This is a genomic window from Pontibacter brevis, assembly GCF_054779655.1.
The window spans coordinates 24023-45975 of sequence record NZ_BAAGXV010000088.1; the positions used below are offsets into that span (position 1 = coordinate 24023).

Annotated in this window: 13 protein-coding genes; 9 read left to right on the top strand and 4 right to left on the bottom strand. The window is 50.3% G+C overall.

What is annotated here, in order from left to right:
- Positions 1-1046 precede the first annotated feature (1046 nt).
- On the top strand, positions 1047-1823 hold the full coding sequence (locus ACYVB1_RS19535) for a PepSY domain-containing protein (RefSeq protein ID WP_460925493.1): 777 nt from the start codon (positions 1047-1049) through the stop codon (positions 1821-1823).
- Positions 1824-2511: 688 nt separating this feature from the next.
- Positions 2512-5100: a M14 family metallopeptidase gene (locus ACYVB1_RS19540; RefSeq protein ID WP_460925494.1), complete on the top strand. Its 2589-nt coding sequence runs from the start codon at positions 2512-2514 to the stop codon at positions 5098-5100.
- A gap of 454 nt (positions 5101-5554) precedes the next feature.
- Here the strand turns inward: ACYVB1_RS19540 and ACYVB1_RS19545 are convergent, their stop codons facing one another.
- Complete coding sequence (locus ACYVB1_RS19545; RefSeq protein WP_460925495.1) at positions 5555-6496, bottom strand: PorP/SprF family type IX secretion system membrane protein; 942 nt, start codon at positions 6494-6496, stop codon at positions 5555-5557.
- 29 nt (positions 6497-6525) lie between these two features.
- Complete coding sequence (locus ACYVB1_RS19550; protein ID WP_460925496.1) at positions 6526-7617, bottom strand: T9SS type B sorting domain-containing protein; 1092 nt, start codon at positions 7615-7617, stop codon at positions 6526-6528.
- Positions 7618-8247: 630 nt separating this feature from the next.
- On the opposite strand from ACYVB1_RS19550, the gene ACYVB1_RS19555 reads away from it, so the two are divergent.
- From ACYVB1_RS19555 to ACYVB1_RS19585, 7 genes are all read left to right on the top strand, one after another.
- On the top strand, positions 8248-8790 hold the full coding sequence (locus tag ACYVB1_RS19555) for a hypothetical protein (RefSeq protein ID WP_460925497.1): 543 nt from the start codon (positions 8248-8250) through the stop codon (positions 8788-8790).
- A 21-nt stretch (positions 8791-8811) separates the two neighbouring features.
- Positions 8812-9237 (top strand): DUF2721 domain-containing protein, encoded by a 426-nt coding sequence (locus ACYVB1_RS19560; RefSeq protein WP_460925498.1) that lies wholly within the window; start codon positions 8812-8814, stop codon positions 9235-9237.
- Positions 9238-9432: 195 nt separating this feature from the next.
- Entirely contained in the window at positions 9433-12057 is a 2625-nt protein-coding gene (locus ACYVB1_RS19565; RefSeq protein ID WP_460925499.1) for an Ig-like domain-containing protein, read from the top strand.
- A 6-nt stretch (positions 12058-12063) separates the two neighbouring features.
- Positions 12064-13074 carry a PorP/SprF family type IX secretion system membrane protein gene (locus tag ACYVB1_RS19570; RefSeq protein ID WP_460925500.1) on the top strand — a complete coding sequence of 337 codons (1011 nt, stop codon included), beginning with the start codon at positions 12064-12066 and terminating at the stop codon, positions 13072-13074.
- A 571-nt stretch (positions 13075-13645) separates the two neighbouring features.
- Positions 13646-16729: an Ig-like domain-containing protein gene (locus ACYVB1_RS19575; protein ID WP_460925501.1), complete on the top strand. Its 3084-nt coding sequence runs from the start codon at positions 13646-13648 to the stop codon at positions 16727-16729.
- Positions 16730-16734: 5 nt separating this feature from the next.
- Positions 16735-17733 carry a PorP/SprF family type IX secretion system membrane protein gene (locus ACYVB1_RS19580; protein WP_460925502.1) on the top strand — a complete coding sequence of 333 codons (999 nt, stop codon included), beginning with the start codon at positions 16735-16737 and terminating at the stop codon, positions 17731-17733.
- A gap of 84 nt (positions 17734-17817) precedes the next feature.
- Positions 17818-19050, top strand: a complete 1233-nt coding sequence (locus ACYVB1_RS19585) for an S-adenosylmethionine:tRNA ribosyltransferase-isomerase (protein WP_460925503.1) — start codon at positions 17818-17820, stop codon at positions 19048-19050.
- Positions 19051-19123: 73 nt separating this feature from the next.
- On the opposite strand, the gene ACYVB1_RS19590 is transcribed toward ACYVB1_RS19585, so the two are convergent.
- Both ACYVB1_RS19590 and ACYVB1_RS19595 read right to left on the bottom strand, forming a co-directional pair.
- Positions 19124-20551: a M20/M25/M40 family metallo-hydrolase gene (locus tag ACYVB1_RS19590; protein ID WP_460925504.1), complete on the bottom strand. Its 1428-nt coding sequence runs from the start codon at positions 20549-20551 to the stop codon at positions 19124-19126.
- A gap of 162 nt (positions 20552-20713) precedes the next feature.
- Positions 20714-21688, bottom strand: coding sequence for a DUF1028 domain-containing protein (locus ACYVB1_RS19595; RefSeq protein ID WP_460925505.1), 975 nt, complete (start codon positions 21686-21688; stop codon positions 20714-20716).
- Between the last annotated feature and the right edge of the window lie 265 nt (positions 21689-21953).

The window sequence follows — 21953 nt, forward strand, 5'->3', positions numbered from 1 at the left end:
AAGCCAACTGTAATGTTACCTGAACCAGGGATATTGCCACCATTCAAAGCTTGAACTTCAATTCCACTAATTGTTACTTTGTCAAGCTGATTAGTACCATTTACAGTGAACGGTATTGTAATAGTTGTAGCTGTATAAGATACACTACTATTATTAATTGCAACGTTTGTATTCGAATTACCTGTATTAGGATTTCCATTTACAACAGCTCCAGTAACACCAGATTGCTTGAAAGTCCAGCCAGATGGAGCTGTTAGTACGAGATTTCCGCCACTCGAAAAGTCTCCGTCAGCACCTTCTAGTATTACAACATCTCCTAATAATGTAAAGCCCTTACTTGGGCTATCACTATTAGCTGCCAAATCCGCAGAAATAGGAAAAGACGCACCTCCTGAGACCGTCACACCAACAGCCGCCCATACATAAAATGAGGTTGCTAAAACTAACAGTAAGATACCTGCCGGAACAGTATACCTCTTTGCACTCAGAAAATGCGCAATCAATTGTGTAAAATTCTTTTGCATAAAAATAGGGTTAGGGTTTTAAAGCTTGTTGCTCGGGTTTTGTGGTATTAATAGGTTCTTATATTTAACAAAAGCTATATTTAGCTTTACAGAGGGGCAAAAGAGGTACTGATAATGTAATTTCAGCGCGGGTTTAGCAGCATCCATTGCATTACAAACTAGAACACAGTATTTTAACTGTATTATTTAGGCAGAAAATAAGGCGGACTTAGGTAACGTGGCGTAGCACATTGCCTTTTTGGATGATTCATTTGATTTTTATGCTTGGTAAAAGTGTTTTCAAATTAAATATATTAGTTATTATATATAATATATTCCTTTATTAGGATACTTGTACAGCTAATAATGGATTTTGTTACACTCAGTGAGAAAAAATTTTCACCAAATGTTACAATAAAAAATATCATTAGGTAAAAAACATTGCAGAAGCTGCTGTAGAGCGGGTCAACAGGCATAAAAATTTAACAAAGAGGGTCAAAAATTTTATAGTGTTTCTGGTATATTTGCTTAAATCCTTACCTTATGAACCGTAAAACACACCTGCGCGTCCGCAGAGCCCACCGCTACTTAGGTCTTTTCACCGGCATCCAGTTTATCTTCTGGACACTGGGCGGTTTGTACTTCAGTTGGTCAGATATAGAGGAGATACACGGGGATTTTCAGCGGAAAGCCCCGGCAAATTTCAGCAGCCAGATGGCGTTGGCCTCCCCGGCACAGGTGCTGGCGCTGCTGCCCCGCGCAGACTCCGTGAAATCAGTTAGGTTAATCGAGATATTAGGTGAGCCTGCCTATCAGGTAATTTACTTTGCGAACCATGAAGGGGAAGCCATGCCGCAGACACAGCTGGCTGTGGCGCGAACTGGTATGTTGCGCGGTAGTCTCACAGAGCAGGAGGCCGTGCAGATGGCCCGGAACAGCTTTAGCGAAGCGGTAGGCGTGCAACAGGTGGAGTACCTGACGGAGGGGCAGGTCGGGCAGCACCATGAGTACCGCGAGAGTCCCTTGCCTGCCTATGCCGTTACGATGCAGCACCCCACCAACACTACCGTGTATGTAGCCAGTGAACGGGGCGAGGTCATGAAGTTTCGGAACAATAAATGGCGCCTGTTCGATTTCCTTTGGATGCTGCACACGATGGACTACCAAGGCCGTGACAACTTCGGGAACATATTGCTGCGCCTGTTCTCTGTGGTGGGTATGGTCACCATCCTGTCTGGCTTTGCACTCTATTTCGTGAGCTTTAGGGGAAGCCGCAGAAAGGTAGCTGCCGGCACTACACGTCCCCGTGTGAACAAATAAGTTACACATACCTGAAGTTTTCTTGCTATTGTGCCTGTTAAAAAGAGGGTTCATCAAAACAGGTAAAGCTGTACACTCTTCTGTCATCCGCGTAAGGATATTTTATATTATACCGTTTATCATGAACTATATTCCATAGTTTAGAACAGCAAGGGGTAGTATATGTTTCTGTCTAAGCTGCCGTAATTACGTAATTATAGTTCTTCCAGCAGTAGACCTACAAATTCCTCTTTCTTAATCTTAGCTCTCAAGGCCGAGAGGCCTCATCTTTGTACACCGCGCTGTGTATTTGAAGCTGCCGGGGATAGAGGCACTCTATTCGCGCTGCTTCGGCTGCCACACTGCGTGCGGCACCGCAACAAATACAATAGAGGGCCCCTACCCCCAGGCGCTCAACACAAAGAATGGAAACACCTTCACTTCGTGCTAAAGCTTTAGCCTCATGTGAATTGATACTACCTGCAGGCAGCTTAGGCAGAATCAAATACCATTAAATGCTGGAACACCTGCCAAGGCAGCACTACAGCAACAGACCCAAAGCACCTGCTGCGCTAACTGTTTCTACCCAATTCACAGCTTTCGGCACAGAAGCTTTCCTTATAAGGGGCTTCCTATTTGCAAAAGCCTTTATAAATGAGGAAATTGCAGATATAAATTAATCTAAATTACCTACTCTTCACCCTTATACATGAAAAACCTACGCATACTTGCTGTAGCGGCTATGCTGGGCCTTGGCCCGGTGGCGGTGGCACAGCAGGCCGAAACCAGTCTGTCTTATTATCTGCCGGCTGATGTTTCATACAGCAGCAACATTCCTACTCCTAAAGATATACTGGGCTATAACGTGGGCGAATGGCATGTGAGCCACGATCAACTGGCGATGTACGTGCGCCAGATGGCGGAGCTGTCAGACAGGATGACGCTTGTGGAATATGCCCGCACGCATGAGAACCGCCCCCTGTACCTGCTCACCATCACCTCACCGGAAAACCTCCGCAACATAGAGCAGCTAAAGGCGCAGCATAAAAAACTGACAGAACCAGCACAGTCGGGCAGCGTGGACATCAGTAATATGCCTGCTGTGGTGTGGATGGGCTACAGCGTGCACGGTAACGAGCCTAGTGGCAGCAATGCCGCCTTGCTGGCCATCTACCACCTGGCAGCGGCACAGGGACCTGAAATAGACAAGCTTTTGAGCGAGACAGTTATTCTGCTGGACCCGTCTATTAACCCGGATGGCTTGAACCGCTTTGCCAGCTGGGTGAACACGCACCGGGGCAAGAACCTGGTGACAGATGCCAACAGCGCGGAGTTTGACGAAGTATGGCCGCGGGGCCGCACCAACCACTACTGGTTCGACCTGAACCGAGACTGGCTGCCGCTGCAGCACCCGGAGTCGAAGGGGCGGCTGGCGAAGTTCCACGAGTGGAAGCCGAATGTGCTGACAGACCATCATGAGATGGGAACTAATTCCACGTTCTTCTTTCAGCCGGGCATTCCGAGCCGCAACCACCCGCTCACACCGGAAAATAACTTTAAACTGACACGAAAGATTGGCGACTTCCATGCGAAGGCACTGGACAAGATCGGCTCTTTTTACTTTACGGAAGAGAATTACGATGACTTTTACTACGGCAAGGGTTCTACTTACCCAGATGTAAATGGCGCTGTGGGCATCTTGTTTGAGCAGGCCAGCTCCAGGGGGCATGCGCAGGAAAGCCAGAATGGTGTGCTGACGTTCCCGTTCACCATCCGTAACCAGTTTACCACCACCCTCTCTACACTACAGGCCGCACAGGCTATGCGTGAAGAGCTGCTGGCGCATCAGCGTAATTTTTACAAGGACGCGATGAACGAGGCAAAAAAGGCAGCCACAAAGGCGTATGTATTCGGCTCAGAAAAAGACAAGGCCCGGGCTTACCACCTGGCCGAAATCATCAAACAGCACCAGATAGAAGTATACCGCCCGAAAGAAGCTTTCAGGATCGACAATTTAACTTACACGCCGGAGAATGCCTATATCATACCGACGGAGCAGCCACAGTATAAGCTGATTGAGGCGATGTTTGAAAAGCGCACCACATTCCAAGACAGCCTTTTCTACGATATCTCTGCCTGGACTTTCCCACTGGCTTTTGACTTAGAACATGCTGCACTATCATCCCGAAACTTCAAGCAGAACCAACTGGGCCAGAAAGTAGAGGAACCTACTTTTCCGAAGGGAGAAATAATAGGCGGCAAGAGCGACTATGCTTATGCTTTTGAGTGGCATGATTATTACGCCCCGCGCGCACTGAACACTTTGCTTGAGCGTGGCATCACCGCCAGGGTAGCCACCGATAAATTCACCACAGCGGAAGGCAAGCAGTTTGACTATGGCACCATTCTGATACCCGTTACGGGCCAACAGATAAGTGCAGAAGCACTACAGCAAGTACTACAGGAGGTAGCAACAAATAACGGCATCCGCGTGCATGCCCTGAACACTGGTCTTAACCCGCAGGGCATTAAGCTGGGAAGCCCGATGATGCAGACGCTGGAGCAGCCGAAGATACTGATGCTGATAGGCGACGGTGTAAACAGCAACGATGTGGGCGAAGCCTGGCACCTGCTGGACAACCGCTTCGATATGAAGCCCACGCTGGTGAAGACAAACGACTTTAACCGGGTTGGCCTGAACAGATACAATGTGATAGTGATGGCCGACGGCAACTATAACAGCATCTCGAAAGACAAGCTTCGGAACTGGGTGTTGCAGGGCGGCACTGTGGTAGGTATGGGAGAGGCTGCCCAATGGCTGGCAGATAACGGCATCGGCAACATCAGCTTCAAAAAAAGCCCGTCAGACACAGCAAACCAGAAGTCATACGCTGACATGGCCAATACCACCGGCGCCCAGATAATCGGCGGCGCTATTTTCGAAACAAAGCTGGACCTGACGCACCCGCTGGCTTATGGCTACACCGATGCGCAGCTACCCATCTTCCGGAGCAATACGCTGTTTATGGAGCGCTCCAAAAGCCCTTATGCTAACCCGGTGATGTACACGGCCAACCCGCTTATGGCAGGTTATATCTCTAAGCCAAACCTGCAGCTGCTGAAGAACTCAGCCGCTGTAGATGTGTCGGCAGTGGGTAATGGCAAAGTAATTGCCATGCCGGACAACCCGAACTTCCGGGCATTCTGGTACGGCACAAATAAACTGTTCCTGAACAGTATCTTCTTCGGCCAGATCATCAACGGCCGTTCTGCCCGCGCGGAGGAGGCAGCTCATTAACAGCAGCAACAGAATGCTATAAAACAGGAAAGCCGGCGCAAATGCGCCGGCTTTCCTGTTTTATAAACTATGCCTGATAGTACCGAATGAGGTTAAGCTCCTTCCAAAAAAGTGTAGCTCTTACTATTTGTCGGCACGGAGTGAAGGAGTTTCCAGTCTTTGGGTTGAGCGCCTTGTAAATGTTGCGGTGCCGCACGCAGTGAGGCAGCCCGAGCAGAGCGAGTAGAGGGCCCCTACCCCCGGCAGCTTCAGTTACACAGCGCGATGCCCGAAGACGAGGCCTCTCGGCCTAGAGAGCACAGGCAGAAGCTATAGAACTATAGGTGTGTTGGCAAGACATAAGCTTTAGCCACGGCAGGTTAGACAGCATCAATCATTCCCACAGGCTCTTAAACAGGAAAGCCAGCGCTAAGGCGCTGGCTTTCCTGTTTTAAATGGGTATAACAAATTCTACTTATTGTAACCGGAACCCCAGCATGATCTCATGCGTGCCTGCGCTGTAGTTTCGCATGGTCGATGTCGTAATGTCGTAGGAGTAGCTTAACTGATACTGCTCTTTAAACTGCAGGCCCATAAGGCCTATTACTGCATCGTTTGTACGGTATGAAACACCCGCCCACACCATGTTATCAGATTTTGATTTAGTACCATCCGTAAAATGGTAAGCTCCCTCCACATTCAGGTCAGCCTGCAGCGGGGCACCGTTCACGTACCTGAGCAAGGCAGAAGGCGTCACCGTGACATTGCTGTGCACATCCAGGTTATAGCCCCCGGATACCAGCACGTGCCGGGCAAGGCGGCTGGGGTCCTCCACATCACCTGCATCAAATATCCTGTTTCCCAGCACCTGGAAAATAGAAACACCGGCATAAAATTTATCGGAGTGGATGTAAGTGCCCAAACTCAGGTCTGGCATAAAGGAGTTCATGTTGCCGCTCCTGGTTACCGGGTCCCGCTCGTTGGAGCCTTCTGCCAGGTAAATCTTGTTGGCATCGAACCTGTATTGCTGCACCCCGGCAAAAACACCGGACGAAAGGTAAATCTTTTCGCTGAGAGGCACATGGTACGCGTAAGAAAGTGACAAGCCTGTGCGGGTAGTTGGCCCGGTTTGGTCGGTATATGCGTAACCGCCAACGCCGTGGTAAGGACTGCCTTCTACACTTTCTTCCTTAAACAAAGCTGTTTCACCGCTTACGTAGAAGGTTTTGGGTGCTCCCTCAAAGCCAACCCACTGGTTACGGTAGCCTGCTTTAATGCTCAGGTCCTTCCCCGCTCCGGACGCTGCCGGGTTGAGGAGATAATAATTGGTCATGTACTGGCTGTACAACGCTTTCTGCTGGGCAACAGCTACCGAGCCTGCAAGTAGAAAGCAGAAAATAAGTATATAATTTTTCATAATATTCTGTGATAGGTAAATGGCCGATGTTAACGCATAATAGTCAGGGACTGCTTCAATGATGGCTTGGCGTCACCGAATTCGATGATGCAGTAGTAGGTGCCATCCGGCAGCATTTTGCCCTTATAGGTGCCATCCCACGGCTGCATGTAGCCTTTTGATTCAAACACAGGACTTCCCCAGCGGTTGTACACCGTTACCCGGCAGTTAGGATGGAGCGTGGAGAGGTTCTTTATAGCCCAAAGGTCATTCACACCGTCTCCGTTTGGTGTAAATCCGTTCGGAATGTCAATGTCAACTGCGCTTTCGATGCTGAAGCTTACCTCGGTAGTACAGCCAAAGCTGTCTTTCACTACCAGCGTATAGGTTCCCGCAGCTAATCCGTTGAAAGTAGGCTCAGACGTAAAGCCGCCGCCATTCAGTTGGTAGGTGTAAGGTGCAGTACCTCCGCTGGCAACCGTAACCGAAGCGCTACCAGAATTATCCGTTCCGATGGCTTTCGTAAGCGGTGTCACCGTCACCTGCATCTGTTCACCCTCCCCTCTGGCCACAGTAACCTCTTTCACTGTTGTACAACCCAGCTTATCCATCACCGTGATAGCGTACGTGCCTGCTGCAAAACCAGTTAGAATGTTAGCTGTCTGGAAGGTAGTGCCACCGTCTTTACTGTACTTGTAAGGTGAGGTGCCGCCCGTAACCTCTGTTATGGTTATCTCCCCGTTGCTACCCTCACACGTAGCGGGGGTGGCACTTGCGGTAAAGTCACTTGGCCCGTCATAGTTGGGTATCGTCACCGTTTCAGAGTAGGTGCAACCCGCGGCATCTTTTACGGTGAGTGTATAATCACCCGGAGCCAGACCACCAAAGGTGTGAAAGGCCTGGAAGGGAGTACCGTTTCTGGCATACATATAAGGAGCAGTGCCACCGGTTACGCTAATCACTTTAAAATAGCCGTTGCTTCTGCCGCAGAAATCGGAGTAGATTTCCAGTTCCACATCGGTGGGCCCGCAGGCTCCGCCAGACGATTGTGCATACAGGCTGTGGGTTACGAGCAGCTGTAGCAACCCAACCAAGCTAACGGCACATATAAAGATGAGTCGTTTGGTAAAATGTTTAATCATAAAATAAGGGTTTAAATAATGGCTTTTGTACTTATAGATTGATTCATACATCTGCTTTAGCAGCAGCTTTGATGTTGCCTCTCGCCTCAGTTCTGTTACAGCTTTTTCTGTTGTAGGCAAGATTCCGGAGAGTGAACGGCACCAGGTTTTAAAACCATGATGCTTTTGCAGGTAATAGGATGTCAAGGTTATAGAACACGGGAACGTTTAGGGAACAGTTAATTTCATAGCCAGAAGCGTTTTCAAATGGTAAAGCCAAACAGGCGCAATGGTGATTACAGAAGTTTTAATTAAACAATTGATATATCTACGTATTAAGGGATATCAATTGTTTTATGTTCTTATAAAAATTATAACCATGCTGTCCTTGGCTACCGAACCAGGATTGCTGCTGAGCATGATAGGGCTTTGAGAAATGTTCGCTATCCTGAAAAAGAACAAACCTGCCGAAGACATTAAAGGCTTCTCATAAGAGCGGATATAGAAGAGATGCTGATATGAAGTCAAAAAATTGATTCAACCTTCAAGAGCGTAAGCTTTACGGCAGCGCTGCCTTGCCCATAAAACCACATGTAGGCTGACAAAGTATAAACCATTACCTTTGCCTCCTCGATCATCCAACTTGAACCTATGAGTGCCAGAGCGTCAGAGCTATTAGTCCAGACAGCCTATGAAAGCGAAACTCCACCTGTGTCAGCAGAAGAGGCAGGCAGAATTTACAACGATTTTGAAAAAGCCTTCAAGGCGTCCAGAACAGCATCAGGAAAGGTAACAGAAGAACTTAACTTCCGTTTTGAGCGGCTGCGCCTGCTGATGGCCCTGGCCTTTGTGAAAGCTTTTACCCGCCTGTCCAACAACGAAAAGAGCAAAGAAGCACTGGACGTGCTACAGGAAGCCCTTCAGGCACGAAGCACAAAAGAAATAGACAAGGTGGTACAGAAGAAAATCGCTGTGTTCGACCAATTGTACCACGAGATTTTTGTGAACGAGCAGCGCGACCAGATCCTGAGCCTGTTTGAGCAAACGCTGGATGCCGGCTCAAAAGAAGAACTGGATGACTTACTCTTTGAAGGTGTGGCCTTCCTGCAGAAGGTGGACTGGGAAGCAAACGAGGAGGAAGGCCCGGATGATGAAGACCAACTGGACGAAGGCTTTTTGAAAAACCTACAATAGAGCGCCTTTTGCAGCTAAACAATGGAGATTTCCCTCACCACACCAGCACTCTTGTTTCCGGCTATCTCGTTGCTGCTGCTTGCCTACACCAACCGTTTTCTGACACTGGCCAGCCTCATCCGTAACCTGAAAACCCGCTACGCCACTACGCACAGTCGCCTCGTGTATAGCCAGATAGAAAACCTGCGCATACGCCTGAATCTGATCAAAAACATGCAGGCCTTTGGCATTTGCAGCATCTTTGGCTGTGTGTTCTGCATGTTTATTCTTTTTGCCGGCTACAATACACTGGGCAAATATCTTTTTGGGCTGAGCCTCATCTTACTTATGGCCTCGCTGGCGCTGGCACTACGGGAGACGCAGATATCAGTAAAGGCCCTGACGTTAGAACTAAACGACCTGGAGGAGGAAACAGAGGAAGGAAAGAGCAGCAGGAGCACATCCTAAGCCTTTTACTGCACAGCAACAGCCGCTGGATGGGATATCTGAAAAAGGAATGGAAAACCTGCGAAAAGCAAAAAAACAGGCGCTGTTTCAACACAGGCGGAAACGAACAGATACAAATAAGCTATCCTTTAAAACCTATTCAATCTTGTTACGTTTCAAAAATTTAGCCATAGGTTAAAACTAAAGCCCTACAGGATGAAGCTACGCTTACTTCTCCTACTCCTTGCCCTCTGCCTGTCCCGCTATGCTGCTGCAACCCACATTGTAGGAGGCGAGATGGAGCTACGCCATGTTGATGGCTACAACTACAGGCTTGTACTGAACCTGTACTTTGATGAAATCAACGGTTCACCCGGGGCAAAGGATCCTGCGAACTACATCACTTTCTTCGAGAAAGGCACCAACAAAGCGATAAAATCAGTCTCACTGCCTCTCAGGGAGCAGAAGCAGTTGAGTTATACTAACATCAACTGCACGACCGGTGAATTAAAAACCTCCCTTATCCTGTATTACGAAGACATATTTCTTGATCCTGCTATTTTTACGCATCCACAGGGATACTATGCAGCCTGGGAACGTTGCTGCCGCAATAACTCTATTAATAATATAGCGTCGCCGGAGAGTGCCGGCATAACGTTTTATGTGGAGTTTCCTCCTGTGATTAAAAACGGCCGGCCTTTCGTAAATTCTTCTCCAAAGCAATCCCCTCCACCTACCGATTATGCCTGCCAGGGGGAGCTATTCTCCTATAGCTTCAGCAGCAGTGATGCAGACGGCGACCAACTGGTGTATGACCTGGTGACGCCCATGAACGGCTTTAGCACACCAGGCTTTCCAAACCCTCCGGCTTCCAGTGCACCCTACCCGGAAATCAACTGGTTGGCAGGGCATGATGCAAACAATCAGATAAGAGGCAGCCCCTCCGTCAGGATTGACAGGAACACAGGCAAACTTGTGGTCACCCCTACACATGTCGGGCTGTTTGTTTTCGGGGTGCGTTGCCAGGAATACAGAGACGGCGTGAAGATAGGAGAAGTAAGAAGAGACTTCCAGCTGCTGGTAAAAGACTGCCCCCGCAACGAAAGCCCTGAGGTATATGCAAAACCTACGGGTAGTACCAACTATTACAGTGAAGGACAACCCCTCCGTATCAGCGCGACAGATGCACGTTGCCTGGATATTTTCTTTACAGACGGAGACGACGACGAACCGCTGTCGCTTAAAGCTAAGCCAGTTAACTTTGATGAAAACAGCTTCTCTTTTACAGGCCTTACCAGCGGTGTGGCAAACGCAGGTGGCGTCAAGGATATGCTGCGAACATCTGTCTGCTTTGATCCATGCCTGGATTCGGAGGGCAAAGTGTATCAACTGGATTTGATTGTGAGTGATGACGGCGACGAAGGGTGCAGCCTGCCCCGCCAGGACACGTTGCGGCTGAGTTTTATTATTGACCCGACTCCAAATCAGCCTCCTACCCTTTCGCTTTCAACCCCTGACAGGATATTTGAGGTAAGCGAAGGGGACGTGATAAGCTTTGATGTGACAGGCACCGATCCGGACCAGGACAATGTAACCCTCTCTGCCAGCGGCAGGGGCTTTGACATGGGTAGCCAGCAAATCAGCTTTTCGGCAAACAGCGGTAGCGGACAGGCTGTTTCATCGTTCAGGTGGCAGATAGACTGTGCTGCCCTTCAGCAGGCTGTATACCAACTCGAACTGACCGTTACCTCTACCACCTGTGGAAAACCAGTAACCACTACCGAAATAATAGAGGTAAGAACAAAGCAGGACAAAATTGAGAACAACAGCATTTCGCAGGCACAAACTGTCTGCTACGGCACCTCTGCTGCGGCTATTACAGGGAGCATGCCCACCGGCGGGCGCACAACCTATACCTACAGCTGGGAAATCAGCACTGCGGACAACCCGGGCGTGTTCAGGGCTGCGCCCGGCGATAACAGCAAAGCCAACTACACCCCGACCGCCCTTACAGAGACCTGTTGGTTCCGGAGAAAAGTGAAGGCAGGGGATTGTTCTGAGACTTCGGTAAGCAATGAGATAAAGGTAACGGTGATGCCACTGCCGGATGCTCCTGCTGTTACCCACGGCATTACGTGCGCTGGTCAGACCGTAACTTTAGCGGCAGCAACTGCAGATGCCGGCTCAGAACTGGAGTGGTACGACCAGCCAGCGGGTGGTAACCTGCTGCACAAAGGCACCAGCTTCGAAACAGCACCCGTTAGCGCTACCACCCACTTTTATGTGCAGGCAGTAAACCGCATGGGCTGCGCAAGTGGCCCGCGAGTAAAAGTAACGGCAGAAGTAAAGGAGGTTGCAGTAGACGCCGGAGAAGACCTGACCATTATCCTGGGCGGTTCTGTGGGTCTGCGGGGTAAGGGCGGGGTTAGTTATACCTGGTCGCCGGCCACGGGCCTCTCTGACCCGCACGATGCCAGGCCTTTGGCCACTCCTTCAGAGACCACTACCTACACCCTTACTGCCACCACCAAATATGGCTGCACCTACACCGACGAAATAACCATTACGGTGCTCCCACGCATCGACCCAACCAACACCGTAACGCTCAACGGCGACGAAATAAACGACAAATGGTACATCCGGAACATTGAGCATTACCCGAACTGCCGGGTGCAGGTGTTTACGCGCTGGGGCGCCCAGATTTTCGACTCCCAGGGCTACCAGGAACCATGGGACGGCACACACAACGGGAAGCCGCTGCCCATGGCTGCTTACTACTATATCATAGACCTTGGATTAAAAGAGAAACCGGTTTCCGGAAGTATTACCCTCATTAAATAACGCCGCATGAGAGTTTTCTTTGGTATTGTATTTTGTTTCTGTTGGTGTGTTTCTGCCCTGGCGCAGCAACGGCCGCAGCATACGCAATACTTTCAGAACAACTACCTCCTGAACCCTGCCGTGGCTGGCATTGAAAATTATACCGACGTGCGCTCAGGCTACCGGAGCCAATGGGTAGGCATGGAAGGCGCACCTACCACATTTTACACCAGCGTGCAAACCGCCCTCAACAAGAACGACAGGAATGTGCGCCGGTTTAAACCAGGCAAGCCACAGTCCTCTCCGCCTGCCCCCGTTGCCAATAAGAACAACCGCTTTTACGTGAAGCCGCACCATGGCATAGGTGCCATTGCCATGATGGACAGATCCGGGTTGCTTTCTACCTTTTCCTTCAACCTGAGCTATGCCTATCACCTGCCCCTTACGAGTAGCATCAACCTCTCAGGAGGCGTGTCAGCCGGTATGCTGAAGCAATGGATCAGCCGGAAAGATGTAGATGTGATCACGGTGGACGACCCTTTTCTGGCAGGAGAAAGCGGCAACAGGAACAAACTGGATGTGGGCCTGGGCCTCTGGCTCTACAGCCGTGACTTTTACGTAGGCGTGTCGGGGATGCAACTTGTAAGAAGCATGAATGATGTAGGCTCAGATGGTGTGCCACGGGCAGAGCTTCAACCACACTATTACACAACGGCCGGTATTCGGTTCCAGTTAACGGATGAGTTGACCTTTACGCCCTCCGTGATGGCGAAAATGGCAGCGGGAGGATTGTCGGCGGTAGATGTAAATGCAAAAGCCGTTTACGATGAACGGTTCTGGGCTGGTGCCTCCTACCGTCACAACGATGCGGTTGCTGCCATGGTAGGCATTTACGTCAATCACTTTATTGATGTCAGCTACTCCCACGATTTCACTACGTCTGACCTGAACAGGGTAAGCTCCAACAGCCATGAGGTAGTGGTGGGAATCAAGCTGAACAACCCACAGAGAACCATTTGCCCGAACTGGTTGTGGTAACAACCCGACCAATGTGCCTGCCTCTCTTTCCTTCTTATGCGCTGCTAAAAAGTAATGCAATCAGATCCGCTTCCTGATGCTTTCCAACCAAAGGCTGAATAGTACCTCAAACCGAATACCCCTGTTCAAATTTATCACTAAAACAATATTAACATTCCTTTACAAAAGGCTTCTCTTGGAGCGAGCCAGCAACACATCAAAATTGCACACCCCTAACCTGTGTCATGTTTTACCACAGCCACATCACGCCACTTCATCAATAGCACTTATCTACACACATCACTCACACATTACATTATTTACCATACGAAATATGATTTAATAAATAAAATCAACTTACTTCCGCACAAGCACAATAATATTCTCCCGCCTTATTTTGAGCACAATATTGTTTAACTATATTTAGAACCCGAAACCCAATTTACACCCTTCACTCAAAAGGATGATATTACGTTTACTACTATTTTTTTTAGCACTGTTTCTAAGTCTTCAGGCTTATGCAACACACATTGTTGGTGGCGAATTTGAGTTGCAGCATCTTTCAGGCTATAACTACAGGTTGTCCTTAAACATGTATTTCGATGAGGTCAATGGGAGGCAGAATCAAAAAGAAGCTAATGTGAAGGTTTTCGTTTTTGAGAAAAACACCGATCAGTTTGTCAAGGAGTTTACACTGTCTCTCCGGGAAATAAGGTTGTTAACTTATTCCAACGTGGGCTGCACCACCAGCAACTTAAAAACCTCCAGGCTCCTCTACTACGAAGACTTGAACCTGGCTCCTACCAAGTACAACCATCCGGATGGATACTACGTGGTAATGGAACGTTGCTGTCGCAACAATGCAGCGAACAATATCTCCTCCCTGTTTGAGGCTGGCACTGCTATCTACATGGAATTTCCACCTGTTTTTGCAAAAGGCAAAGCATTCGTAAACTCTTCCCCTAAACTTACGCCACCGCCCAGCGAGTATGCCTGCCAGGGGGAATTGTTCTACTATAATTTTGGCAGCACTGATGCTGATGGAGACCAGCTAGTCTATGACATGGTGTCTCCCCTCAATGGGTACAGTACTGCAAAAAACTTTAGACCTGGCGCATCAAGTGCCCCTTACCCCGAGGTAAGCTGGCTTCCCGGCTATAACAAGGACAACCAGATAAAGGGAAACCCGGCCTTGAATGTTGACAGCAACACAGGATGGCTGACCGTGAGACCAAGCTTTGTGGGTTTGTTTGTGTTTGGCGTACGGGTGCAGGAGTTCCGGAACGGCGTGAAGATTGGGGAAGTCAGAAGGGACTTTCAGCTTTTGGTGAAAGCCTGTCGCTTTAACGGGGATCCTATCGTTTCCATTGTGCAGATTGGCAGTCCCAACCCTTCAGCAAACGAGCAGGAGTTGTACATGGGCCCTACAGATTCCCGCTGCCTTAAAATACTATACACAGACCCGGATATAAACGAACCCCTTACACTGGAAGTAAAACCTGTAAATTACACCAACAGCAATGTTTTTAGCATGTCTGGTGCTACCAGTGGTGTCGCAAACATTCCGAACGGAAACACGACACTTGAAGCCACACTTTGTCTGGATCAGTGTTTTAGCACAAACGGGCAGCCTCTTGTGCTGGATTTAATAGTAAGTGATGATGGCGACGATGGGTGCAGCCTGCCAAAACAGACCGTTAGGCGCATTAGCCTGAACGTAGAAACAGGCCATGGAAATGCGCCGGACATTGCGCTTTCTACCCCTGTAAAAGTCTTTGAAGTGTCCTTGGGGGATCGGATTGACTTTGACGTGACAGGTACTGACGCAGACGAAGAGCAGGTTTCCCTATCTGCTTCAGGGAGGGGCTTCCAGTTGGGTTCCCAGAACATTACGTTTCAACCGGGCAGTAACCGTGGCCGGGCAAGTTCCCCTTTTACCTGGACGATTGACCGGGAGGCACTGAAGCAACCTTCCTACCTGATTGATTTCCTGGTTACCTCTGTTACCGCCTGCGGCAACACACTTACCAGAACCGAAACCATAGAAGTAAGGCCCCTCCAGCTGGATGATTTTGCCAACAATGTCATATCGGCTGACCAGACACTATGTGCTGGCCAGGCACCGGCAACCCTGATGGGAAGTTTGCCCACTGGTGGAAGCGGTGATTATGCCTATACCTGGGAGATGAGTACTAGAAGTGCTGAGACAGGCTTTGCGCTGGCACCGGGTCCAGGAAACAAGGAACAGCACTATACGCCGCCTGCTCTTACAGGCCCTGCCTGGTTCAGGCGAAAAGCAAACTCTGGTTTAGATGATGAACTGGTAAGTAATGTCGTGCAGGTAACCATGCAGGATGCTATCGGGAACAATACCATCTCCCGTGCACAGGCTATTTGTGCCAGCACCGCTCCTTCTCTTCTAACAGGAACGGAGCCAACGGGCGGCAGCGGCACCTATGCTTTCCAGTGGGAGTATAGCACCACCAGTTCTACCAGCGGCTTTAAACCAATCAGCGTACCAGGTAAAGGAAAAGCAAAAGATTATCAGCCGGGCCCACTCATTCAGACGACCTGGTACAGACGCGTAGTTGTTTCTGCCCCCTGCCCTCCTGTGTTCAGCAACGCAGTTGAAATCACCGTTACACCTGATGTCAGCCAGAATACTATCAAAGGAGATCAGGTAGTTTGCGAAGGAAGTGCCCCCGGTAAACTAACCGGGCCAGTACTTACCAGTAACAACGACAGCTTCACATACGAATGGCAGTACAGCACCACAAGTGCAACAGCAGGCTTCTCTTCTGCACCTAGCCTTAACACTGCTCCGGATTATACACCAGGGCAGGTGGACCAGCCTACCTGGTTCAGAAGAATTGTCCGCACTGCGGCTGCGTCCTGCCAAAGCACCAGTAACACTGTGCAGATAACGTTAGAGGCACTGCCTGCCACACCGACAGCAACAAATGTGGTTATTTGCCCTGGCGAGACCGCCACACTACAGGTAAGCGCTCCGGCAACAGGCATGCTGTACAGGTGGTACGACAAACCGGATGGCGGGAAGCTTCTGCGGGAAGGCACCACCTACCAGACCAACCCGCTGCACACCACGACAGACTTTTATGTGCAGGCGGTGAGTAGAAACGGCTGTGCCAGCACCAGCAGGACAAAAGTCACGGCCACCCTCCGGCCATCTACCGCCAACGCAGGTGAGGATGTAACCATAATGGAGGGCCAGTCTGTCAAGCTGCAGGCGACAGGTGGCACCAGCTATTCCTGGTCACCGGCCAACGGCTTGTATCATCTCTCCATTTCGGACCCTACTGTAAGACCTGAGCGCACAACTAGCTACACTGTAACAGTGACCTCAGAATTCGGCTGTGCTTACACCGCCGAGGTGACGGTGACAGTATTGCCTCATATTGTACCAACGAACGCCATCACAGTAAACGGAGACAACATCAACGAAACCTGGTTCATCAAAAACATCGAGTTATACCCCAACTGCCATGTGCAGATATTTACACGCTGGGGAAACAAGATATTTGACTCTAAAGGGTACCGGGAGCCCTGGAACGGCACACACAACGGCATGCCCCTGCCCATGGCTGCCTACTACTACATCATAGACCTGGGGATGAATGAAAAGCCGGTTTCAGGAAGTATTACCCTTATTAAATAATGATAATGAAGTTTTTTACCAGCCTGGTATTATTTACCTGCCTCTGCTTTACGGGGTTTGCCCAGCAGCGGCCACAGCATACGCAGTACATCCAGAACAACTTCCTGCTTAACCCGGCTGCTGCGGGTACAGAAAGCTATGTAGACGTTCGGAACAGCTACCGCACCCAATGGCTTGGCCTGGAGGGAGCGCCTACCACCTACTACACCAGCATCAACGCCTCGCTTGACAAAAACGACAGGAATGTCCCATCTCCAAAAGCGAAAAGCAGTTATGCCGCATCCGGAGTTAACAAGAACAACCGCTTTCATGTAAGGCCTCACCATGGAGTAGGCGCTATTATGCAGCTGGATAAATCGGGGCTGCTGAACACCTTTTCCCTGAACCTTAACTATGCCTATCATTTGCCGCTCACCAAAAAGATTAACCTATCGGGAGGCATGTCAGCCGGCCTGCTACAGTACCGCCTGAACAGAAGGGATTTGAACATGCAGGTGTCCGAAGACCCTTTTGTGGCAGGTGACGCACCCAACATGAACAAGTTTGACTTGGGAATAGGCTTGTGGCTCTACAGCTCAGATTTTTACCTGGGCCTGTCGAGCATGCAGGTGCTGCGCAGCGAAACGGAAAACAACAATAGCGGACCACAGGCCGCACTTCAGCACCATTACTACGCTACGGGTGGTATCAGGCTAAAAGCTTCCGGCAACATCACATTCACCCCCTCCGTGATGATGAAAGTAGCAGAAAATGGATTGTTTATGGTAGATGTAAACGGGAAGGCAGCTTATGGTAACCACTTCTGGATGGGAGCCTCTTACCGCCACAACGATGCAGTGGCCGGTATGGCAGGCGTTTTCATCAACCAGATGCTGGACGTAAGCTATTCCTATGACTTCACTACATCTGAGCTGAACAGAGTCAGCGCCAACAGCCATGAGGTGGTGCTGGGCATTAAGCTGAACAACCCTCAGAGAACCATTTGCCCGCAGTGGGTGTGGTAAAAGCTTTCTCAAGAACGTAGGTACCTTACGTAAGGCCTTTATCAAAACAAGCCTTACCTTTGCAGTATTACTAACACGTTTACCATGATTGACCCGAAGAAGCTGGCCATAAAAGACTTTGTGTACGAGCTGCCAGAGGAGCGCATCGCGAAGTTTCCGCTGCCGGAGCGCGACCAGTCGAAGCTGCTGCACTACCGGCAGGGCCAGATAGCAGACCATACTTTCACAGACCTGCCGAAACTGCTGCCACCCCACACGCTGCTGGTTTTCAACGACACCAAAGTGGTACAGGCGCGGCTGCTGTTTCAGAAAGAGACAGGTGGCGTTGTGGAAATTTTCTGCTTGGAACCGGTGGCTCCTTACCGGGAGGTGCAATTGGCTATGCAGCAAACCGGCAATTGCGTCTGGAAATGTTTAGTGGGTAACAACAAGCGCTGGAAGAGCGGAAAAATAGCGCTTCGGTTTGATGGTGGTATACTGCAGGCAGAGCGCGAGGCGCAGCAGGAAGGTCATTTCCTGATACGTTTCACGTGGGAACCGGCAGAACTGCCCTTTGCCGAAGTGTTGGAGCGCTGCGGAAGGCTGCCGCTGCCCCCCTACCTCAACCGCGACCTCACCCCCGAAGACCATACCCGCTACCAGACCATCTACGCCAACCAGCAGGGAGCTGTGGCCGCTCCAACGGCAGGTCTGCACTTCACAGACCGTGTGATGGCCAGCTTGCAGGAACAGCACATTGCCCTTGCTTACCTGACACTGCACGTGGGTGCCGGTACCTTTCGGCCCGTGAAAGCTGATACGATGGAGGCGCACGAAATGCATTCCGAGCAGCTCTACCTCACAAAGCCGCTGCTGCAGCGTTTGCTAAGCCAGCTGGGCAAGCCCATTATACCGGTAGGCACCACCAGCATGCGCTCGCTGGAGAGTTTGTATTGGCTTGGGGTGAAGGTGCTGCAAGAACCCGCGCTACCAATAAAGGAGCTGCAGGTAAGCCAGTGGCAGGCTTATGAAACGAATGAGCCACCTGCTGCTGAGGAGGCTTTGCAGGCTTTGCTGACCTATATGGAGAGGCAAGGCACCAACTACCTGCACGCTAGCACACAGATTATTATCGCACCTGGCTACACCTTCCGGATATGCGGGGGCCTGGTCACCAATTTCCACCAACCGGAAAGCACGCTGCTCCTTTTAGTTTCCGCTCTCATCGGCGATGATTGGCGCAAGGTGTACCAGCACGCCATGGAAAACAATTATCGTTTCCTGAGTTATGGCGATAGCTCCCTGCTACTGCCCTGGCAAAGCAGCAAGAACTCATAGAGACATCAACCCTCCCTTAAAACAAAAACGGCCTCTCCATCGAGAGGCCGTTTTTGATGCAACACTTTTTAGTTTACTTCTGCACCTTAGCGGTTGTATCATCTAATCCGTACTGTGAAATCAGGTAGGTCAGGGCAGCCATAGAAGCAGCTCCCAGCTGCATTTCCCGTCGGTTCACCTGCTCAAACGTGTCAATTACGGTGTGGTGGTAGTCAAAATAACGCTGTGAATCTGGTCTGAAGCCAATGAGAGCCACAGTACCCTGTCCTTTTAAAGGGCCAATATCGGCACCACCGCCACCACGTGTCAGGTCGTGCAGGCCGTACGGCGCTAAAAGTGCTTTCCAGCTCAGCGCTTTGGAATATTGGGCATCTGTGCCATCAATGCCAAAGCCACGTGGCGTAAAGCCACCTGCATCTGACTCAATTGCGGCAATATGCTTCTCTCCTTTTGCCTTCGCTACTTCAGCATATTTGCGGCCACCGCGCAGTCCGTTTTCCTCGTTCATAAACAACACCGCACGCACCGTACGCTTAGGCTTTATGCCTAAATCATTGAAAAGGCGCAGTACTTCAATTGACTGCATACAACCGGTACCATCGTCGTGAGCACCTTCCCCTAAATCCCAGGAATCAAGGTGGCCACCTACTACAATGATTTCATCAGGCTTTTCGGTGCCTTTCAGCTCCCCAATCACGTTGTAAGACAGCACGTCTGGCAGCGTTTCGGAAGTCATGCGCATGTAGAACTTCAGGTTGGGGTCATCTTTCAACAGGCTGCTTAACTGATCTGCATCTCTGGTGCTGATAGCAGCTGCGGGTATTTTCTCTACCCCCTCCTCATAGCGCGTGCTGCCTGTGTGCGGTACATCCTGTATTTCGTTTGCCATGGAACGCACCAGCACGCCAACAGCACCCAGTTTCGCCGCTGCCGCCGGGCCGCCGCCACGCTGATCTACTGCCCCACTATACGCTGCCATGGTTTGCACGTGCGTGTTATCGAAGGCACGGTTGAAGAGCACAATCTTTCCCTTCACCTTCTTTTTGCCCAGCTTTTCCAGCTCTTCGAAATTCTGCACTTCTATTACCTCGGCACTCATGCCTTTTTTACCTGTGCCTACCGAGCCTCCCAGCGCCGCAATGTTCATGTCTACCGTTCCCATTAACCTGGAATTGTAGACACGGCCTATTTCTTTGTCGCCGCGCACCCAATGCGGAACCATTACCTCTTGCAGATAAACGGTGTCCAGGTCCATCTCCTCCATCACCTGCCGGCTCCATTCTACCGCTGCTGCTGCCTGTGGCGAACCGCTCAGGCGCGCGCCTATCTTCTTGGTCAGGTAGCGCAGGTTCTCGTAGCTCTCTGTGCTGGTAAGGGCATTATTGTAAATCTTCTTGATAGTAGCTGAATCGGAAGCATAGTTTTGTTGTGCCATGGCCGGCACAGCAAGCACTGTGGCAGCAGCTACCATCAGGCTCCGTAGGTTCTTTGTTTTTAGCATTGCTAGCGTTAGGTTTTGATTGCCGTGAGTTTAGGCGGCTTTAAATTACTAAAATTTCATCAATCACAGGAAAGCTGCTGAAAGCAGCCTCCGCGTGTCATAGAGTAAAAGCAAAAGAGGCAGAAAATAATTCCTGCCTCTTTTGCTTTCATTTCCAATATCTTACTTAATCCGCATCAGCTTTTCCATGTTCTGCTTGCTCACCGTCAGCAAACCTACTTCGGGTAAACGGCTGGTGAGTTCGCGCCAGTTATCGTCCTTCTTATACACCTCGCGCAGCAGTTTTGCAGCTTCTTCCACCTGGCCGCTGTTGGCTAATCCTATCGCGTGCCAGTACTTCATCTCCAGGTTGTTCGGGAACATGGCTTCTGCTTTGCCGTATTCCTGCATGGCCTGCTGCATCTGTCCCTTCTCAATAGCCAAATCACCTGCGTTCATGTGTTCATAGGCGCGGTAAACTTTCAGGAGGCGCGCCAGTTCGTCCAGCGGCTGCTCATGGTCATCCACGCGCAGGTCGATGGTGCGGTCGTCCCAGGGCTTGTCGTCTTTCTGCCCCTTCACCACCACTAGTGCGGCAGACTGCCTGCCCCGAATATCCCCGCCTTCCTGCTCTGCTGCCTGCATCGCCAGTAACACGCGCTCTGCCAGCGGCTGCCCTTCGCTTCTCTCAAACGCTTTCGCCATGGCAGGCCATACTTTATCCGTGAGCATCATATTGGCCTGCACCGAGAAGTTTTTACCTGTAATGTGCCCGGCATAGCGGATGCACTGCTTACCGGTATGTGTCGCCACACGGCCCTGCGCATCCAAGATCGCTACCTGCCGCACTTCCCTGGCTTCGTCATCGGCCAACAGAATGGCTAATGCTTCTTCCGGTGTTTTGCCCTCTTTCAGCAAGGCCAGGCCGCGCAGGCCGAAGGATTTGTTGGTGAAAGATTGTGTGGCCACTACGCCCACGCCCGCCTCTGTCCAGGGCACAGCAGTGCCCACCGAAAACCAATGGCTCTGTACGCCCACGGCCATTTCGCCGGTTTTTGCGTCGCGGGCCACGATGGAATACGTATGCGCCAGTGGCTCTTCTGCCTTAAATACCTGCGCCTTTGCTGTCCCCAGCGCAGCCACTAAAGATACTCCCATAGCGAATAATGTTGCTTTTAACTTTATCATGTTCTTCTTTGTGTATACTCTTATTTTTCGTACTATGTCCAAAGCCGCAGTAAAGGCCGGTAATAAACACCTGCTTCGGCCGCTGCTATAGTTAACAAACAAATATAAAGCTTTAATTACAGGGATGGTAAGCTTTGGCTACAACAACCTCTATCCTCAAGAGCAGTATAACGATAATAAATAACCACCAAGAACCAGCGAAGCGCTTTCCTGCGCTTCTATGCGACCCTTACAC

What these genes read in the sequence shown, in the direction of transcription:
- ACYVB1_RS19585 (WP_460925503.1), top strand. Translation starts at nt 17,818, where the DNA reads ATGATTGACCCGAAGAAGCTGGCCATAAAAGACTTTGTGTACGAGCTG.
- ACYVB1_RS19590 (WP_460925504.1), bottom strand. Translation starts at nt 20,551, where the DNA reads ATGCTAAAAACAAAGAACCTACGGAGCCTGATGGTAGCTGCTGCCACA.
- ACYVB1_RS19580 (WP_460925502.1), top strand. Translation starts at nt 16,735, where the DNA reads ATGAAGTTTTTTACCAGCCTGGTATTATTTACCTGCCTCTGCTTTACG.
- ACYVB1_RS19575 (WP_460925501.1), top strand. Translation starts at nt 13,646, where the DNA reads ATGTATTTCGATGAGGTCAATGGGAGGCAGAATCAAAAAGAAGCTAAT.
- ACYVB1_RS19555 (WP_460925497.1), top strand. Translation starts at nt 8,248, where the DNA reads ATGAGTGCCAGAGCGTCAGAGCTATTAGTCCAGACAGCCTATGAAAGC.
- ACYVB1_RS19535 (WP_460925493.1), top strand. Translation starts at nt 1,047, where the DNA reads ATGAACCGTAAAACACACCTGCGCGTCCGCAGAGCCCACCGCTACTTA.
- ACYVB1_RS19560 (WP_460925498.1), top strand. Translation starts at nt 8,812, where the DNA reads ATGGAGATTTCCCTCACCACACCAGCACTCTTGTTTCCGGCTATCTCG.
- ACYVB1_RS19570 (WP_460925500.1), top strand. Translation starts at nt 12,064, where the DNA reads ATGAGAGTTTTCTTTGGTATTGTATTTTGTTTCTGTTGGTGTGTTTCT.
- ACYVB1_RS19550 (WP_460925496.1), bottom strand. Translation starts at nt 7,617, where the DNA reads ATGATTAAACATTTTACCAAACGACTCATCTTTATATGTGCCGTTAGC.
- ACYVB1_RS19595 (WP_460925505.1), bottom strand. Translation starts at nt 21,688, where the DNA reads ATGGGAGTATCTTTAGTGGCTGCGCTGGGGACAGCAAAGGCGCAGGTA.
- ACYVB1_RS19540 (WP_460925494.1), top strand. Translation starts at nt 2,512, where the DNA reads ATGAAAAACCTACGCATACTTGCTGTAGCGGCTATGCTGGGCCTTGGC.
- ACYVB1_RS19565 (WP_460925499.1), top strand. Translation starts at nt 9,433, where the DNA reads ATGAAGCTACGCTTACTTCTCCTACTCCTTGCCCTCTGCCTGTCCCGC.
- ACYVB1_RS19545 (WP_460925495.1), bottom strand. Translation starts at nt 6,496, where the DNA reads ATGAAAAATTATATACTTATTTTCTGCTTTCTACTTGCAGGCTCGGTA.